Raw genomic sequence first — 14948 nt, forward strand, 5'->3', positions numbered from 1 at the left:
TTTAATTGACGGCGGTGCACTCATGGCACGCAGGCAGTGTTGAATAAACATCCGTTTTTGGGTGTTTTTTTAATCTTTTTAGGGTTTAAATTCCTGTCGATGAACGAGCGCCATCTGCCGTAAGGCCAGTGCTGTGGGATAGTCGATGGTCACTGGCAGGGCGGCCATTGAGCCCTGAGAAGTAGCTGAAGGTATGAGGCCAGTCATGATCGGTATCTCAGTATCATTAGTTGTTCAGGTAAGTCTGATGGATTTTTCGCGCCGTTTCTGGCTGTCAGAAGCTGTCCAGAATTTGATTCCATTCGGCCTTACAGTCCAGCAGGTACCGGAGGCCGTTGTCGACCCCGTCAAGTAAATCGGAAGCCTCTCCCATTTTTTCCCCAAAGCGGCGGGTGTTGACGTAATGAATTCCTTCAAGGCTCCGGGTGCCGTCATTTCTCTTGGCATATCGGAAATCTGTCGCCCGTTCATCCGCTTGGTGAAGAGCTTTAACCACCTCTTTGACGATTTTAAAATCGGAAGGCCGGTAGCTGTCATCAACTTCCAGGATCAGCTTTTGTGCCAGCGGCCATAGATTATTCAGGTTATGGTCATCTTTTTTGTACTGGTGTTTATCCGGGTCTTCTGCCAGTGCAAGGGCCAGTCCGATAATTTGTTTGATAAGGAGCTCCAAGTGATGTCGGTAGAGAAACAACACCGGATAAACCAGAAAATCCTGGTCCCGCCCGGATTCATCAATGTGGTTAATCAGAATATCAGCAGCTCGCCTGTAACCTTCAGTGTAAGCTGTACCATGATCCGGCATGTAATTCAGGCAGGCATTATTGTGCCAGTCGCTGTCGCTGGCCAGCAGCCCCGGTTCTAACGTTTTTCCCTTTTTCATTTCAGCTCCAGAATCTTTTAACAGCCCCGGTTCGGTACCTTATCCGGAAATCCCGCCTACTGTATGTATTCAGCGGTCAGCAGCCAGTTCTTCAGCCAGCTTCACAAACCCTTTGTGCTCAGTCTGCAGGTAATGACTGTAAATCCGGGCATCACGTTCTGTCAGTCCGGATGGATTACCGGTGAAGTAACGTTGTAGCACCGCAATACAGTGATTGTAGGTATCGAGATCATATTCCCAGTTTCCCAGCTCACCGGCCGCATCCAGCTCCCGGCGAAACTGCTCGTATTTACGGAGCAGAATGCCAAGACCTAATTCTGTTGCAGCATAAACATTATTTTCTCCTGGCGCGGAAATCGCATTACGGATTTTTTCAAAAGCATAACTGAAATCATTTCTCTCATAGAATGCAGTAAACATGTCATTTCCTCAGTTGAATAGTTAGCCGTGCAATTTTACCACACCTCAATCATCGCCAGATGAGTGCTACTCTGTTGAGAAAGTGACTTTCACAAAAATGAATTTCACATATTGAAATAATAATCAGGCATATAACCACTCCATTAAATTACCGAACAGTGGTTTTCAGATAATCCGATTTTCTGCGTATTTACAACTTTCCGGAAGTGAATCATGCACGCGGAATAAGCAAAGCGGTGTTTTCCGGTGTGCAGCGGCTGTATGTCCGGAACAGGATGTAACACAATATATGGGGTATCATCTCGCATGGAAAGGGACAATGACCACAAGATATGGAATGCGGTGACCGCTGCGCGCCGGCGGGGCTGAAGAAGATCCTGAACCGCCGGAAACCGGATCTGCGCGGAAGAAAAGACGCGAATGATATGATAATAAAAAACACACATAAAATCATATCAGAAATCAGGAGCACACAAATCATGCAGGATATTATTTTTACCTGTCAGAACATTATCAGATGGAGCGTGCAGGATGGATGAAGAAAGGGTGTTTTCACTCAGTTATGAACAACTGACCCGGTTTGCGGAACGACGCATCCGGGAATGCAATCTGGACAGCCAGGGCGCGATTTATCTCTGCGAGTCAGCCAAAGCCGGAGCCGTGCTGATCTTCTGGCATGAACTGGCCATAAATGGCTATGCCTCAATGAATGCCATAAAGAGACAGGAGATCATTGACGCCGACCATCAGCGCCTCAGAAAGCTCATCTGGCCGGAGGATGACTGGAAATGACTCAGAGCCGCCGACCGTCGCCACTGCAGCGGAGAGTGCTGATTGTGCTGGCTGCCCTTGATGAAAAACGGCCGGGCCCCGTGCTGACGCGGGACCTGGAACGGGTGCTGGAGCGAAGCGGGGAAGCCCCGGTCTACGGGCCAAACCTGCGCGCCTCCTGCCGTCGTCTGGAGGATGCCGGCTGGCTGCGTACCCTGCGCGCCCCGAATCTGCAGCTGGCTGTCGAGCTGACGGACGCCGGCTGGGCCGTGGCACAGCCTCTGCTGCTGGCAGAACAGGACCGCCTCCGGGCAGAACAGCGTGCGGCAGAAGTCGTCGTACTGCCGCTGGTCCCGGCAGCAGGTCTGCCCGCAGACGGCACTTCTGCCACTGATCTGGCGGTGGAGCTGAACGGCATGACGTATCAGGCCTGCCGTGGGGATTTTGTGGTGCGTCTCGACGGCAGCACCTGTCTGCAGTTATGGAATAAAGAAGGCAGGGTGGTACGCCTGGAGGGCGATCCGCTGGAAGTGGCGCAGTGGCTGCAGGCCTGTCACGATGCCGGAATGGAGGTTCGTGTACAGGTTAATGAAAGCGTCACCCCGTAAAAACATACCAGCACGGTTTACACGTTATCCCATGGTGGCAGCCGGTTAACTTTCCTGCGCCACCAGTGGAAAGAGGCCATGAGCAGTCCGAACCAAAAACCCCCCGTGATACTTATAATAATGGCCTCACCTGCCACCATTCCTGACGGCCCCCAGTAGATAAACCACATTGCACATCCCCAGGAAATGCCCCATAAGCCCCCCGTCAGCACCGTGACCTGCCAGAACGGCATAAAGGGTAATGGCGGAAGCCGGATACCCAGCCGCCAGAGAATACGCAGAAGAGGAGGGGCATAATTGCTCCGCCACATCTTTTTGCTGTCCATCAGGGCAATGGCCCGGGCTTTTTTCTGCTCAAAAGTCACAGGAGCACCTCCGTTCCATGATGTAAACGTGACACAGCTTATTGTTATTGATTATTATTATCATGCTGTGGTTATGTTGTCATGCATCAGTACACTGACAAAAGTGCAAAAGAAAGGAAAACAGGCAGATGAACAGAAAATATTATTTTAATAATATGTGGTGGGGATGGGTGACGGGGGGATATATGCTGTATATGTCATGGGATTATGATTTTAAATACAGATTACTGTTCTGGTGTATTTCTCTCTGCGGAATGGTTTTGTATCCGGTTGCAAAATGGTATATTGAGGATACAGCTCTGAAATTTACCCGGCCTGATTTCTGGAACAGCGGTTTTTTTGCTGATACACCTGGAAAAATGGGATTGCTTGCTGTTTATACGGGTACTGTTTTCATATTATCTCTTCCGTTAAGTATGATATATATTCTTTCTGTTATTATAAAAAGGCTGTCTGTAAGATAGACAGCCTGTCTTATATTTTATTTAAATACCCCAGAACTTATTCGCTTTTTCCACAAGCGATTCATCAATCAGCGCACCGGTGACAGCCATCAGTAAACCATACCCGATAATGCCTAAAGCGCTTCCGGTAAGAATACTGAAGACCAGTGCAACAAGAGCCGTTGCGGCATTGCCTGCTATAATGGCTTCTGTTTTAACAAAAAGAGGACGCCAGTTCTCTGTCCGGACAGCCTTACCAAACTCAGTGATCCAGTCAGCAAGACTTGTAAATTTTCCTGCATATCCCAGTCCCCGACTGAATCTGTTCAGATTAGACGATATATCAGACAGCTTCACAGACTCAAGGGCTGCGGCAATCGCTGCACGATCTTTTGCATTAATTTTTTTGTTAATGTCAGCCCGGTACTTTTCATACGTTTTTAATGCCTCTTCAACATTACGTATTTTCTTTCCTTTAGCCTGCCCGGCCATCTCTCTGGCTAACTGCTCAGCTTTTGCACCATATTTTTCTGAAACTGATTTCAGGAACTCTGTTGTGAAATTAATTGCGTCTTTCGTTGCCTTCAGTTCATCCTGTTTTCTTTTCTCTTCCGCTATCTTCTGATTGATGCCGGCAAGCTGGTTACGGATATTCTCTTTTTCCTTCAACAGGGCATTAAGAGCGTCATTTGCATGCTTTTGCTCATTTGTTCTGGCACTGAGGTTATTTCTCGCCGAATTTACCGCAGATTCAGCAGAGGTGATTTTATTTCTGGCATCAAGCAATCTTTGCCGTAACTTATCCCATTCAGCAACTTCAGCATTATAAATTTTCTTGTCACCTTCCACATCCTCTGTCACCACCGGATTCCGGTCATTCAGAATATTGCGTTTATAGTCCAGACCGGAATGGCTCAGAAGATAATTCAGGTTTGCACGGTTATCGATGACTGCGCTGGTTGTGATTTTTATCGTACCGGCAAATCTCGGATCACCGCTCACAACAATAGAATGATTTGTTGATGAACGCCCCGGGAATTTTTCAGGGGAAACTATCGTTTTGCCGTCAGGCGTGTTTTTCTGTTGCGTCAGCTGTTGTTCAGCTCTGGTTAATGCATTACGGGCCGTGTTAAGCGATTCCGTCACTGAACTGAGTTTATTCCGGGCCTCTGAAATGGCCCTGTCATTCCGTGTCTGCTGCCCGAGCAGACGGGCCTGTTGTGCATCAAGAACGGCAAGGGCTGCCCCGCCATTTTTTTCCAGCTCTGACAACCGCGTGTCCAGAATACCTTTTCTGCGCTCGTATTCAGCAAGCATATCAGCGGCCTTCTTGTCTGCGTTCTGCGCATCCTTCTGCCGTTTTTCAGCCTGTTCGATTAACGACCTGGCCTCCCGGGGAGATATACGAAGAGAATCAGCATCAGCAAACAGCATCCGGCTCTCTGTATGCAGCCGGAGGGCGTCATATCCGGCGATTTCAGTACGGAATCCGTATTCTCTCAGCTCTGCCTGCAGGAGTCTGAACTCCTGTCGTGTAATATCAGCGGCATCTGCGTTTCCGGCACGGAGTGTTTTCAGTGTGTTTTCATCTTTTTCCCTTGCAGCAATCGCCGCAGAGAGGCGTTTTCCGGCTTCAGTGCGCTTATTCTCATTTTCTTTCTGCTGCGCGCTGAGCGTGTTTTTGTACGCTGTGATTTCCTTGTCCCTTTTTTCGATATCACTTCGGGTTGGGGAATCATCGACCCACTCGTTTCCGCCCCAGATGGTTTTGTTCCCGAAGGAACTCCATGCAGGCGGGGTACCATGAAAGACATCGACACGTGGAGGGTTTACATAAATATCAACGGCCATAATTTCATGGCCATCTGAATCATACCCCAGCGATTCTGCACCGGGATTTGTAATACGTACAGGGTCAGACATTCGGTATCTCCTTCATCCTCTGAGGAAAACAAATGAAATAACTGCTTATATACATGGATACATATACAGTATTAATTTATTAAGGAGAAAATGGCATGTCAAGATTTAATGATAGTGATTATCATTAACATGAAGTGGTGTTAAACCGTTCAGAAAGCCGGCTGACGCTGTGGCAGCATCACAGTCTGAGTATTCTCAGGAGAAATACAAAAACCGGACTTTCCCCGTAACAACAGACAATGTTACGGGGAAAGTAACAGAACTGAGCCACGAAATATCTCAGTACCTGAGATGCATAAAAACACCGTACATATGTTTCTCAAAAGGGGGATGATCGTTATCCAGCCATTTCGGTGGATCGGTATGCAGAACACCAATCTGCTTCATGCCGGTATTTTGCCAGGATTTTCTCGCGCAGTAATCACTGTCTTCATATCCCATCATTTCGATTACCACTCTGACCGTCATTCCGTCAGGAGCCCTTGCTGTGACAATGAAATCCGGCAGGACATATTTCTTTTCACCATTAACATAAACCTCTGTATCAAACAGGGGCCTTTCCAGACTTAATTCCGGCGTACCAGGCTTTTTTTTAAGCCAGCTGGTCACATTCAGAAGAGCAGTGAGCGTGTTTCGTTCCAGTTTGCTGTCCACAGGCACCGGACATGTCAGTTGATAAAGAGCATGAGCATACCCTTCACTGCAGATGATTCTGCCATCGGCACTCCGGCAAAAAGCAAGAATAACCCAGTAAGGGGGACGTATTCCGCCCTGCGCTTCACCATTAATACTGTTCTCCCGCACAGGTCTGATGACCTGAATATTACCGTTCGCCCAGTGAATTTCCACAGCATCACGACAGACTCACGCATTTCCCGGAGAAGATCATTGGCCAGTGTATGTAGTGCCGTAGTTGCTGGCTTTTTCAGTCCACAGACCGTCTTTACTGCGGTCTCTTCCTCACTGCTAAGCTCCGAATCACTTTTCCCCGGGGATTCTTCTTTACAAGTATCATTGGCATAATGAAAGCACTCCTTATGTACACGAACAGTACAAAGGCAGAGATGAACTGTGCGCCCGATCTCTTCTTCTTATATTTTTTAAAAGGAATTGTTTTTATTTATATCATGGCAACATTAAAGTGAGAGAATATATCAACCATGTTTCCGTCAGGGGTCAGTCGCTTATCAATTTGACTATCACGCCATAACTGTTACTACTTCTAGTATAAATATTCAGAGAACGGACTTATTAACCATGAAAATCACCTGGCGGAAAATTTACTAATTTATGGAGTGTGATATCATTAAAGAGTAGAGCCAGCCAACCGAGGTATTTATGAAAAAAATCAGGAAGAAAGAAAAACCCCCGTCATTGTAGTGAAAAAACGTCGTACTTTTTCGCTACCTTCCTTATCCGAAAAAACAGATATTATAGAATCTGCATTTACTGAACAGGCAGCAGAATCAGCCCACACTGGAATCAATTCATCTGCCGTCGAAACACATATCCCCGAATCGCCAGCCAGGAAGAAGAAAAAACACCGTTTCCCACGTCCCTCCCACTGGACCCGTGAGTATACTCACGAGTGCGTGGAAAAAATAAAGGCCCTGTTTCCTCATCTTCGTGCTGAAGGTGGTGGATTTATTCCCCTGAAAATTGGCATAAGCAATGATATTTCGGCATTTCTGGCAGAACACCCGGAGACAGAACTGTCCATGGATGAATGGCTCTGTGCAGTATCCTGCATCACCTCCCGCCGCGTATATCTGCAGCGGACAGCTGTCGCCGGCGTCCCTCGTTATGGTCTGGATGGTCACCCTGAAGGGCAGGTATCACAATCTGAAGCACAGAGTGCCGGTCGCAGACTGGCGATATTGGAACAAAGGTGGTTCAGGATGAAGGCACAGCAGGAGAATATTTCTGAGCAATAAACACTCCCGATAACAGCAGGATATTACGTATCAGAAAAAATGGGAAGAGGATGTTATGTGTGATTCAGAAGCGGAGAAGATTTTATTCATCCTGAATAAACATGAACGGCCATACAGACTCCTGATCCCCGTATATATTTTTAGCTATAGTATTATGGATTTTACCTGTTCTCCTGATTGTATACTTGTATTTCTGTATAGTTGACAATGAGTTTCTCAGAATCGGTTTCTGTATTGCATGGACAGCATACTACTTTCTTTCGCTTTTCAAGTATTTTGTAAAATACTTCTTTCCTCTCAATCGTGAAGATTTGCTTAACCTGATGGAGCTCGCCAAAGATTCTCCTGATGCGAAACAGGAGCTTCTTGACCGTCTTTTGTCCGGAAAAAGAATGATCGGGCGGGATGAAATGGATATCAAGCGCATTCTAAAAACAAAAGAAGCACTTAATAACATCAGGAAGTTTCTTGATAAAAAGGGAAATAAATGAAAAAGAGGGGTATCCATACCCTCCTCTGATTATATCCGACAGACATTAATCATCTGAATCGTTCTGGTCAGTGAATTATGAGTACCGTAATGCCTCTGCAGGCGGTATGGATGCTGCTTTCCATGCCGGATACAGTGTGGACAATAAGGAGATGAGTATTGTTGCCAGAACGACGAAAATTACCTGCAATGGTTCTGTGGCTACGGGTAACTCGATATTTCCGGTCAGTAACCCCGTTACCGGCATCAGGTTATTTAACTGGCCTGCGAGTACTATACCTGATACTGCGCCAACCAGCGCACCGATGACACCTGTACTGACTCCCTGAACAATGAAAACCATCATTACCTGACGTGAAGTTAATCCCTGCGTCTGCAGTACCGCCACTTCGGCCTGTTTATCCATCACCATAAGTCCAAGAGAAGTGATGATATTAAATGCGGCAACAATCACGATAAGACTGAGTAAAAGCCCCATGATGTTTTTCTCCATCCGCTGGGCCTGGAATAACTCTCCTTTTCGCTCACGCCAGTCTGTCCATGTTATTCCGTCCGGCAGAGTCTGACGGCTGAGTTCTCCCACCTGCAATGGGGCTGTCAGCCACAGACGCCATCCGGAAAAACTCCCCGAAGGATAACGCATAAGGCGTGACGCATCCTGTATATTTACCAGTAGCTCACTCTTGTCAATGTCACTGCCGGCAGCAAAAATTCCTGCGACAGTAAACAGGCGCTGAGCAGGCAGACGACCGAGTGGAGTGAACTGACTGGCTGACGGAACCATAATGCGGACTTTATCACCGCGATTAACCCCCAACTGAGCCGCAATCTGTTCACCAAGAATGACATTATACTCACCCGGTTGTAATACGGACTGGCTCACATTGACCAGATAAGGTGACAGAGGGTCCTTTTCTGCCGGCCCGATACCCAGCATAATTCCGGCAGCCACATTGCCGGCACTTTGCAGCACAACCTCACCTGTTGTTAAGGGGGCAATTCGCTGAACACCGTCAAGCTTTATCCTGTCTGCAGGTAATATGTCGTCATTAATATAACCTTTTTCTGCAGAGAGAATGGCATGGGGCATAAGGTCCAGAATATTCTTCTGTAATTCACGTTCAAATCCGTTCATTACAGATAATACTGTTATCAGGGCCATAACGCCGAGAGTAATACCAATCGTTGAAAGCCAGGATACAAATCGGCTGAAGCGGTCTGCTGCGCTACCATATTTATAGCGAAGCCCTATAAAAACAGTTACAGGTTTGTACATATCTCTTTTTTAACAATGGTTACTAATCAGAATTGTTTATACGCCGGCCAGCAGGTTAATAACCGGCAGGATAATTGTCATCAGTTAACGAATTTCTGCTCCTGTATTGAGCTACCCTACTGGTTTATCGGGGCGAGTCAGACATTCGCAGTGATTCGACAATAATATTAAATGCCGCAGAGGATTTCAGGCGACTGGTATAATACAGATAATAGCCCGGGAAAGTGACTGAAAAATCGCCCAGGGCAGTCAACAGTGTTCCTGATGTGATGTCATTCTGCACCAGTTCCTGCGGAACATATGCCAGAGCGTAATCATCGGGACAGGTCTGTCGAATCTGGCTGATACTGTTAACCGACATTCTGTCCCTGAACCAGCATATTGGGGTCAGTTTGGATATCGAAAATTATTGTACGTTAAGGCTACTTTTTAATCAGTCATTGGTTCTCGATAAAGTGCCTGAATACGGCAAACCTGCGAAGTGCTGTAGCCCGTAGCATCTGCTGTTTCTCTAATGCTGAGTTTTTTTACTTGTCTGTAGTACAACACTTTCTGATGCCGTTCCTGATCGGCTTGTTTTCCCCGGTATTTACCCAACGTATGAGCTCGTTCAATTCCCTGTTTTTGGCGTTGGCGACGACTCAGCCAGTCCTTATGCGACATCGCGGCCATCAGGTCTATAAGCATATTATTTATTGCAGTTATCACTGCGCGGGTAATCGGATCTGATTGTGAAGGATCTTTATCTGAAAGGGCTTGCCATGATGTTGGAACATCTAGACTGACAATTCGCAATTCATGTTGTTCAATTTGCTTTTTCAGCGTTATCCAGTCGCTGTTGCTAAGACGGGTCAAGCGGTCTATCTGCTCAACCAGTAAAATATCATTACGGTGACTGTCCATCAGTAATCGCCCCAGTTCCGGACGGTCAAGCTTTGTACCGCTTATGTTCTCCCGATAATAACTGGCAATTTTATGCCCCCGTTCCTGGACGAACTGTTCCAGTATCTCTTTTGCCCGATCTGCAAACTGATCTTCTGTTGACCCCCTTAAATAAGCTCTGATGAACATTTTTTCACCGCATTATCGCATTTAGGTTGTTGCATATATTCTATCGCATATAGGTTATGTCATTAATTGTATGAGGTCACATTTTATATCTCGCATCAGGGTGTACCCTATCGCGATAGGTAAGCCTGTTCAAAAAACAGGCTTACCGTACAATAATTTCCAATATCCAAACTGACCCCTTGCTTTAGTGCGCTTGCCAGCCAGCGGGTAAAGAGGTTTTCCTGTGCCGACGAGAGAACGCCACCATCCTGCCTAGCCAGCGCAAGTGCCACCAAGGCACACCACGCCAGATGACCTGATTTTTCTGTCAGCGTCACGGCTTCTCCCGCAAGTCAGAAAGATGATGTAACGTCATTGTGCGAGCCATTAACTATCTGCCCATTTTTCATGGATCTTTTTAATATTTCGATGCTTTGATGCCTGCTGAAAATACGTTGGATTTTTTTCTACTGCATCGTTTATCACATGTCTATATTCAATTTTCATATCATCGTTATCGAAGTATTCTTTAATAATGCAAAAACATAAACGATCCAATCCGTTTAAATAATTTTCGATGCATTCATCTAAATACAAAGATGCAGAGTCTAGTTCATCTTGCCTTCCTTTGTCTTTCAATGTAAGAACATTTAAACTTGCTTTTGTTAACTCTCTTCGACTATTTTTTATTTGATTTTCAACCTCAAGAAAAGTTCCTAATTCACTAATTCTATTAGATTTTACAGCTTCCTGAACCTGGATTCTTAACTTACTTAATTGTGATATGGCAACACCGAGCATAATTAAAGCAATGACAGCAGATATAACATATACAATTAATGATCCTATATTGTAAGCCTCTTGTGTCATTCTATTTCTTTCCTTGCACTTTAGCAGCGACAGCAGCTTTTGCAGCGGCAATTAAATTCCATAGTTTCCTGGAGTCTTGGCTTTCAAAACAAGGTGTTAAATTTCCACCTAACTCATTATAGAGGTCGATCCAAAATTTTTCTTTCGACTCTACTTTAATATTTGATTTTTCGATTACATTTGTGGCCTTCGCTAAAATAGATTCATAGGATGAAGGTTCATCAAAAATTTCTTTCGCTATCTTCTTTACATATTCATCAACGGTCATTTAGTTTTCCTTGCTGTATTTGGTTGCTTTGGATTGGTCGAATTTCAACCGCTGCGGTTCGGGGTTCTGTGACACCCGAACTTTACCATGGTTTCCCAAGGTTTTCCCTTTTATATTATTGAAGCTATTTCCTTTTACCGAAATAAGATTGCGGTCCTGTGCTGAGCAAAATGAAAATTCGGCAATCGCCTGCGCACGTCTGGTGACCAGCTCATCATTATTCATGGTTCTTGCATCTCCGTCAGACGTTTTTATATCCGGACAGCCCCTCTATGGCCACTTCTGTGCAGTATGCAATACACGCAGGATATACACTTTTCCCCACTGGCTGTCGACCTCATAAACCAGAACAAAATGCGGGTGAATAACCAGTTCCCGGGTACCTTCCACACGACCATTGCGGCCTTTATACGGCTGCCCGGCCAGGCTGCTGGCTGAATAACCAATCCGTTCGTCCAGTTCAATGGCGGCCATCAGGTTCTGCTCTGCAATGTACTCACGAATGCGCTTCCTGTCCTGGCTGGCCAGCATGGTCCAGAATATCTCCATCATTTACCGGCGACCTTCCTGCTCATTTCATCCCGCCATGCAGCGGCAGAAGATTCGACCATGTCATGGGGAAGCACATCGCCGCGCTCGAGTTGCTGACGTCCTGCCGCAACCTGGTCACGGAACCAGGTATTATGCTGCCGTTCAACGGTCTGGCGCATAAAATCCCGGATTAACTGAGAGCCATTACGGTCCATGCTTTTTGCAGCGGCCATAAAAGCATCCTTCAGTTCAGCGTCGATTCTTAAACTCATATTAACCTGTGCCATTTATCACCTCGTCATTACTACGTATATACACAGTATATAACGATTCAGATATCGTCACTAGGATATGCCGCGCCAGCGGCATGGAAGGCGGCACGCTGTGGTTACATGTGATACCGGAGTAAAACCGCCGAAGCCCGGCGTAAGCCGGTACTAATTGATAGATTTCACCTTACCCATCCCCAGCCCTGCCAGACCATACCCGCTTTCAGCTATGACAGAGCTTCTGTGCGCGGTCGGAGTGGTCCCGACAAGGGTTTACCCGTAGTCGGGGCGTATCTCCGCGTTAGCGGGCCGTGAGGGCCGCTTACGAGCGTGTATTGAGGACTTCCAGCCAGAAGACTGACAGCGATGAGAATACTTAGTTACAACATTCATAATTAAAAGCGATGTTGTTCCCGCCCTTTGGGCGGGGGCGGCCTCGCTTTTCAGTTATGAGGGAGGGGCTTTGTGGTTTCAGTTCTGCGCTGGACCGGGGTTTTTCCGGGGTCTATGTTTGCATGTTGTAACTAAATTGACTCCGGTCGGGGCCCGCCGCTTGCGGTGGGAGGTGTATATTTGTCTGTCCACAGGACAGGCAGTGAATAGGTTTTCTTTTTAAATGAATGAAATTAAGTAGTTTAAAGGAGATATAAACAGGTGTTTAAAAGATACATTGCACCCTGTAGGGCTAACGGCTGGCGCTTTATGACATAAACGGTTGTAACCTTATGATGAAGTCCCTTGCAGTTTAATGTGGATAAGCAAAATTACCCGTCTGTGAGACGTGTTTTGTATTAAAAACAGGGGGTCGGATGCACCAGAAGGTGGATGGTGAGGTTGTTTTTTGTATGTAGTGCTGATTTTTTGTGCTCTGGTGGACTTCAGGCGTGCGAATGCCTCCGGCGCGGGCCGGATTATTCAGAAGAAGTCACTTTCAGGGGGAGGCTGTGGCCAGCCGGCTGTAATTACGGTTACGTGACAGAATCATGCGCTCCTTCACACGACGTTCCACTTCGCGTTTTACCGCCTCACGATTAGCTGTAAAGCGCCCTTCCGAGATTTCACGCGTCAGTTGTCGTTTCACCAGGGTGACGATATCCTGACGTTCCCTGTTCGCATCACGACGCGCCCGGGCACGTTTTATTCCCCGGGACTTAAGCTCTGTCTGGTAACTGCGGAAACGCTCACGGACAAAACGCCAGGCTTTCGCTATCAGTTCATCCATACCCAGGGTATCCAGTCCCTGCTTTTTACGCTGTCTGTTTTCCCATTCCACGCGGCTGCGGCGTGCGGAAGCCACAGCCTCTTCAGACACATCGAGAGCAGCAAACAGCGCCGGTGTGAACGTGATATCGGTCGGGATATAGCACCCGATAAGCGGGTCATATTCCGTCTGGTAGGTAATCAGCCCCAGCTCTGCCAGGGACGTCAGGGCCCGGGTGGCACGGGTGATGGAGAGTTTTCCGGCAGCAGACTCCGTCGCCAGCCCGCACTCAATGGCCAGTGTGGTGATGGAACACTGGACGCGGTTGGCCAGCGGGTCATAGTGGAAACACAGCCCCTGCAGCAGCGCATCAATAGCCCGCCGACGCAGCACCGGTGGCATGCGCCGACGCAGTCCCTTCGAACGGGCATGCGCCACATGAATAGCGAAATCAAAACGGGAGGTGAAGCCCACCGCCTTTTCCATCAGTTTTTCGCAGAACTTCAGCGTTCCGGCACCTTCACGGGGTGTGAACACCGGATTCGGGTTCTTTACCTGGCGGTAATACGTTTGTAGAAGATCAGTCACACCATCTTGCACTTATGTTGCACAGAAGGAGTGAGCACAGAAAGAAGTCTTGAACTTTTCCGGGCATATAACTATACTCCCCGCATAGAGCAACAGCTTCTATGCAGTTTCTTGTTAGCCCCGGTAATCTTTCTCACTCGCCAAAGTTAAAGAAGATTATCGGGGTTTTCGCTTTTCTGACTCCTGTAAATCCACATCAGAACCAGTTCCCTGCCACCTTACGGCGTGGCCAGCCACAAAATTCCTTAAACGATCAGCAATCTATCACTCACGCCTGAGATAAGCAAGAATGTGAATATTTACGAAGTCGCTCTGCGTTTCAGCTCTGATTCAATCAGTTTTTCAAGCATCTGCGCCTGGGTAATACCTTCCTCATCCGCCAGTTCACTCAGCCTGTCTTTTAACCGGGCCTGGATAACCGCATGAAAAGCCTTATGAGTGTTGCTTCTGCGAGCCAGAGAAGCTCTTTGCCTCTCTCTGTCCGGAACAGGGTTACCTTTCCGGTATGCACGCTTGGTGCCTGATGAGGAAGTCACTGCATTTTCTGTCTGCGACATCTCGTCTCCTCAATACTCAAACAGGGATCGTTTCGCAGAGGGTACTACAGTTTTTTGAAATCAGCGACTTGAAAGTTGTGACGATGATCAGTGTTGGCGCACAAATCATGTCTGATTACGACCGTTTAATGTGATTTTGATAATGAAATGACTGAAAAGCAGGAAATGCCTTAACCAGGATGCCGACCCCGGGCGGGACCGGCTGTTTCTGGCATTTCGGGTGTCTGCCCCTGAAATACCTCACACTTCCGGAAAGCGGGGACTTCCGTCCCCGCCCGGCAGCTTACTTCCGTGCTTCGTAGGCCAGAGTTACCTGCACCACTGTATTTCCCCTGTGAATATTCAGCTCACATAACCGTTCCCTGAATATCAGTGAAAAACACAACACCGTGGCGCACACGGCGAGCAACCCGATAAGGGCATATTTCGTCATAAACTTTGACCTCTCTGCAAGGAAGAGGCTACAATCAGTAGTGTCGAGATACTTCATGCAGACCTCAC

The 14948-nt window shown here is 47.2% G+C and carries 21 protein-coding genes and 3 pseudogenes; 5 read left to right on the forward strand and 19 right to left on the reverse strand.

All coding sequences use genetic code 11. The features are described 5' to 3' along the window. Positions 1 to 102: 102 nt before the first annotated feature. The 3 genes and pseudogenes from A31E_RS26295 to A31E_RS21870 form a co-directional block, all read right to left on the reverse strand. Positions 103 to 207, reverse strand: a pseudogene (locus A31E_RS26295) (phage integrase family protein); the annotation flags it as partial. 67 nt (positions 208 to 274) lie between these two features. After that, a complete protein-coding gene (locus A31E_RS21875; RefSeq protein WP_016233127.1) occupies positions 275 to 883 on the reverse strand; it encodes a hypothetical protein in 609 nt (202 codons plus the stop codon). A 69-nt stretch (positions 884 to 952) separates the two neighbouring features. After that, positions 953 to 1303, reverse strand: coding sequence for a hypothetical protein (locus A31E_RS21870; protein WP_016233128.1), 351 nt, complete (start codon positions 1301 to 1303; stop codon positions 953 to 955). A gap of 531 nt (positions 1304 to 1834) precedes the next feature. Between A31E_RS21870 and A31E_RS21865 the strand changes: the two genes are divergently transcribed. Together A31E_RS21865 and A31E_RS21860 are read left to right on the forward strand one after the other, a co-directional pair. After that, positions 1835 to 2095, forward strand: coding sequence for a hypothetical protein (locus A31E_RS21865; protein ID WP_016233129.1), 261 nt, complete (start codon positions 1835 to 1837; stop codon positions 2093 to 2095). Next, complete coding sequence (locus A31E_RS21860; RefSeq protein ID WP_016233130.1) at positions 2092 to 2682, forward strand: hypothetical protein; 591 nt, start codon at positions 2092 to 2094, stop codon at positions 2680 to 2682. Before A31E_RS21865 ends, A31E_RS21860 begins: the two co-directional genes overlap by 4 nt. A 17-nt stretch (positions 2683 to 2699) precedes the next feature. Here the strand turns inward: A31E_RS21860 and A31E_RS21855 are convergent, their stop codons facing one another. Next, entirely contained in the window at positions 2700 to 3047 is a 348-nt protein-coding gene (locus tag A31E_RS21855) for a DUF6404 family protein (protein WP_000142455.1), read from the reverse strand. Between the two features lie 128 nt (positions 3048 to 3175). Between A31E_RS21855 and A31E_RS21850 the strand changes: the two genes are divergently transcribed. Continuing rightward, positions 3176 to 3511 carry a colicin 1A immunity protein gene (locus A31E_RS21850; protein ID WP_001080730.1) on the forward strand — a complete coding sequence of 112 codons (336 nt, stop codon included), beginning with the start codon at positions 3176 to 3178 and terminating at the stop codon, positions 3509 to 3511. Between the two features lie 21 nt (positions 3512 to 3532). Here A31E_RS21850 and A31E_RS21845 read toward each other — a convergent pair whose 3' ends face one another. Both A31E_RS21845 and A31E_RS0121885 read right to left on the reverse strand, forming a co-directional pair. Beyond that, on the reverse strand, positions 3533 to 5413 hold the full coding sequence (locus A31E_RS21845) for a colicin Ia central receptor-binding domain-containing protein (RefSeq protein WP_016233131.1): 1881 nt from the start codon (positions 5411 to 5413) through the stop codon (positions 3533 to 3535). Between the two features lie 279 nt (positions 5414 to 5692). Then, a pseudogene (locus tag A31E_RS0121885) lies at positions 5693 to 6277 on the reverse strand (hypothetical protein); the annotation flags it as partial. Positions 6278 to 6747: 470 nt separating this feature from the next. Here A31E_RS0121885 and A31E_RS21840 point away from each other — a divergent pair. Both A31E_RS21840 and A31E_RS0121890 read left to right on the forward strand, forming a co-directional pair. Beyond that, positions 6748 to 7347, forward strand: a complete 600-nt coding sequence (locus A31E_RS21840) for a ProQ/FINO family protein (RefSeq protein ID WP_032157808.1) — start codon at positions 6748 to 6750, stop codon at positions 7345 to 7347. 55 nt (positions 7348 to 7402) lie between these two features. After that, a pseudogene (locus A31E_RS0121890) lies at positions 7403 to 7826 on the forward strand (hypothetical protein); the annotation flags it as partial. Positions 7827 to 7913: 87 nt separating this feature from the next. On the opposite strand, the gene lolC reads toward A31E_RS0121890, so the two are convergent. From lolC to A31E_RS23595, 13 genes are all read right to left on the reverse strand, one after another. Beyond that, positions 7914 to 9113 (reverse strand): lipoprotein-releasing ABC transporter permease subunit LolC, encoded by a 1200-nt coding sequence (lolC, locus tag A31E_RS21835; RefSeq protein WP_016233135.1) that lies wholly within the window; start codon positions 9111 to 9113, stop codon positions 7914 to 7916. Between the two features lie 124 nt (positions 9114 to 9237). Continuing rightward, complete coding sequence (locus A31E_RS21830; protein ID WP_016233136.1) at positions 9238 to 9474, reverse strand: type 2 periplasmic-binding domain-containing protein; 237 nt, start codon at positions 9472 to 9474, stop codon at positions 9238 to 9240. Positions 9475 to 9542: 68 nt separating this feature from the next. Further along, positions 9543 to 10184, reverse strand: coding sequence for a recombinase family protein (locus A31E_RS21825; protein ID WP_016233137.1), 642 nt, complete (start codon positions 10182 to 10184; stop codon positions 9543 to 9545). Positions 10185 to 10291: 107 nt separating this feature from the next. Then, the gene (locus A31E_RS21820; RefSeq protein ID WP_016233138.1) at positions 10292 to 10501 is read right to left on the reverse strand and encodes a hypothetical protein; all 210 of its coding nucleotides are present in this window, start codon (positions 10499 to 10501) and stop codon (positions 10292 to 10294) included. 49 nt (positions 10502 to 10550) lie between these two features. Further along, positions 10551 to 11033, reverse strand: a complete 483-nt coding sequence (locus tag A31E_RS21815; RefSeq protein WP_000189924.1) for a hypothetical protein — start codon at positions 11031 to 11033, stop codon at positions 10551 to 10553. Position 11034: 1 nt separating this feature from the next. After that, complete coding sequence (locus A31E_RS21810; protein WP_000215180.1) at positions 11035 to 11301, reverse strand: hypothetical protein; 267 nt, start codon at positions 11299 to 11301, stop codon at positions 11035 to 11037. Then, positions 11302 to 11526, reverse strand: a complete 225-nt coding sequence (locus tag A31E_RS21805; protein WP_016233139.1) for a hypothetical protein — start codon at positions 11524 to 11526, stop codon at positions 11302 to 11304. A gap of 45 nt (positions 11527 to 11571) precedes the next feature. Beyond that, positions 11572 to 11850, reverse strand: a complete 279-nt coding sequence (gene yacB, locus A31E_RS21800) for a type II toxin-antitoxin system toxin YacB (RefSeq protein WP_001384452.1) — start codon at positions 11848 to 11850, stop codon at positions 11572 to 11574. Continuing rightward, the gene (gene yacA, locus A31E_RS21795) at positions 11850 to 12119 is read right to left on the reverse strand and encodes a type II toxin-antitoxin system antitoxin YacA (protein WP_000079931.1); all 270 of its coding nucleotides are present in this window, start codon (positions 12117 to 12119) and stop codon (positions 11850 to 11852) included. Before yacA ends, yacB begins: the two co-directional genes overlap by 1 nt. 913 nt (positions 12120 to 13032) lie before the next feature. Further along, the gene (gene repA, locus A31E_RS21790; RefSeq protein ID WP_024193527.1) at positions 13033 to 13890 is read right to left on the reverse strand and encodes an incFII family plasmid replication initiator RepA; all 858 of its coding nucleotides are present in this window, start codon (positions 13888 to 13890) and stop codon (positions 13033 to 13035) included. Continuing rightward, entirely contained in the window at positions 13883 to 13957 is a 75-nt protein-coding gene (gene tap, locus A31E_RS26530; protein WP_032157818.1) for a RepA leader peptide Tap, read from the reverse strand. Before tap ends, repA begins: the two co-directional genes overlap by 8 nt. 232 nt (positions 13958 to 14189) lie before the next feature. After that, positions 14190 to 14447, reverse strand: coding sequence for a replication regulatory protein RepA (locus A31E_RS21785; RefSeq protein ID WP_016233141.1), 258 nt, complete (start codon positions 14445 to 14447; stop codon positions 14190 to 14192). A 283-nt stretch (positions 14448 to 14730) separates the two neighbouring features. Next, positions 14731 to 14937, reverse strand: coding sequence for a Hok/Gef family protein (locus A31E_RS23595; protein WP_001558272.1), 207 nt, complete (start codon positions 14935 to 14937; stop codon positions 14731 to 14733). Positions 14938 to 14948: the final 11 nt, after the last annotated feature.

Source organism: Escherichia sp. KTE159 (genome assembly GCF_000408805.1).
Classification (GTDB): domain Bacteria; phylum Pseudomonadota; class Gammaproteobacteria; order Enterobacterales; family Enterobacteriaceae; genus Escherichia; species Escherichia marmotae.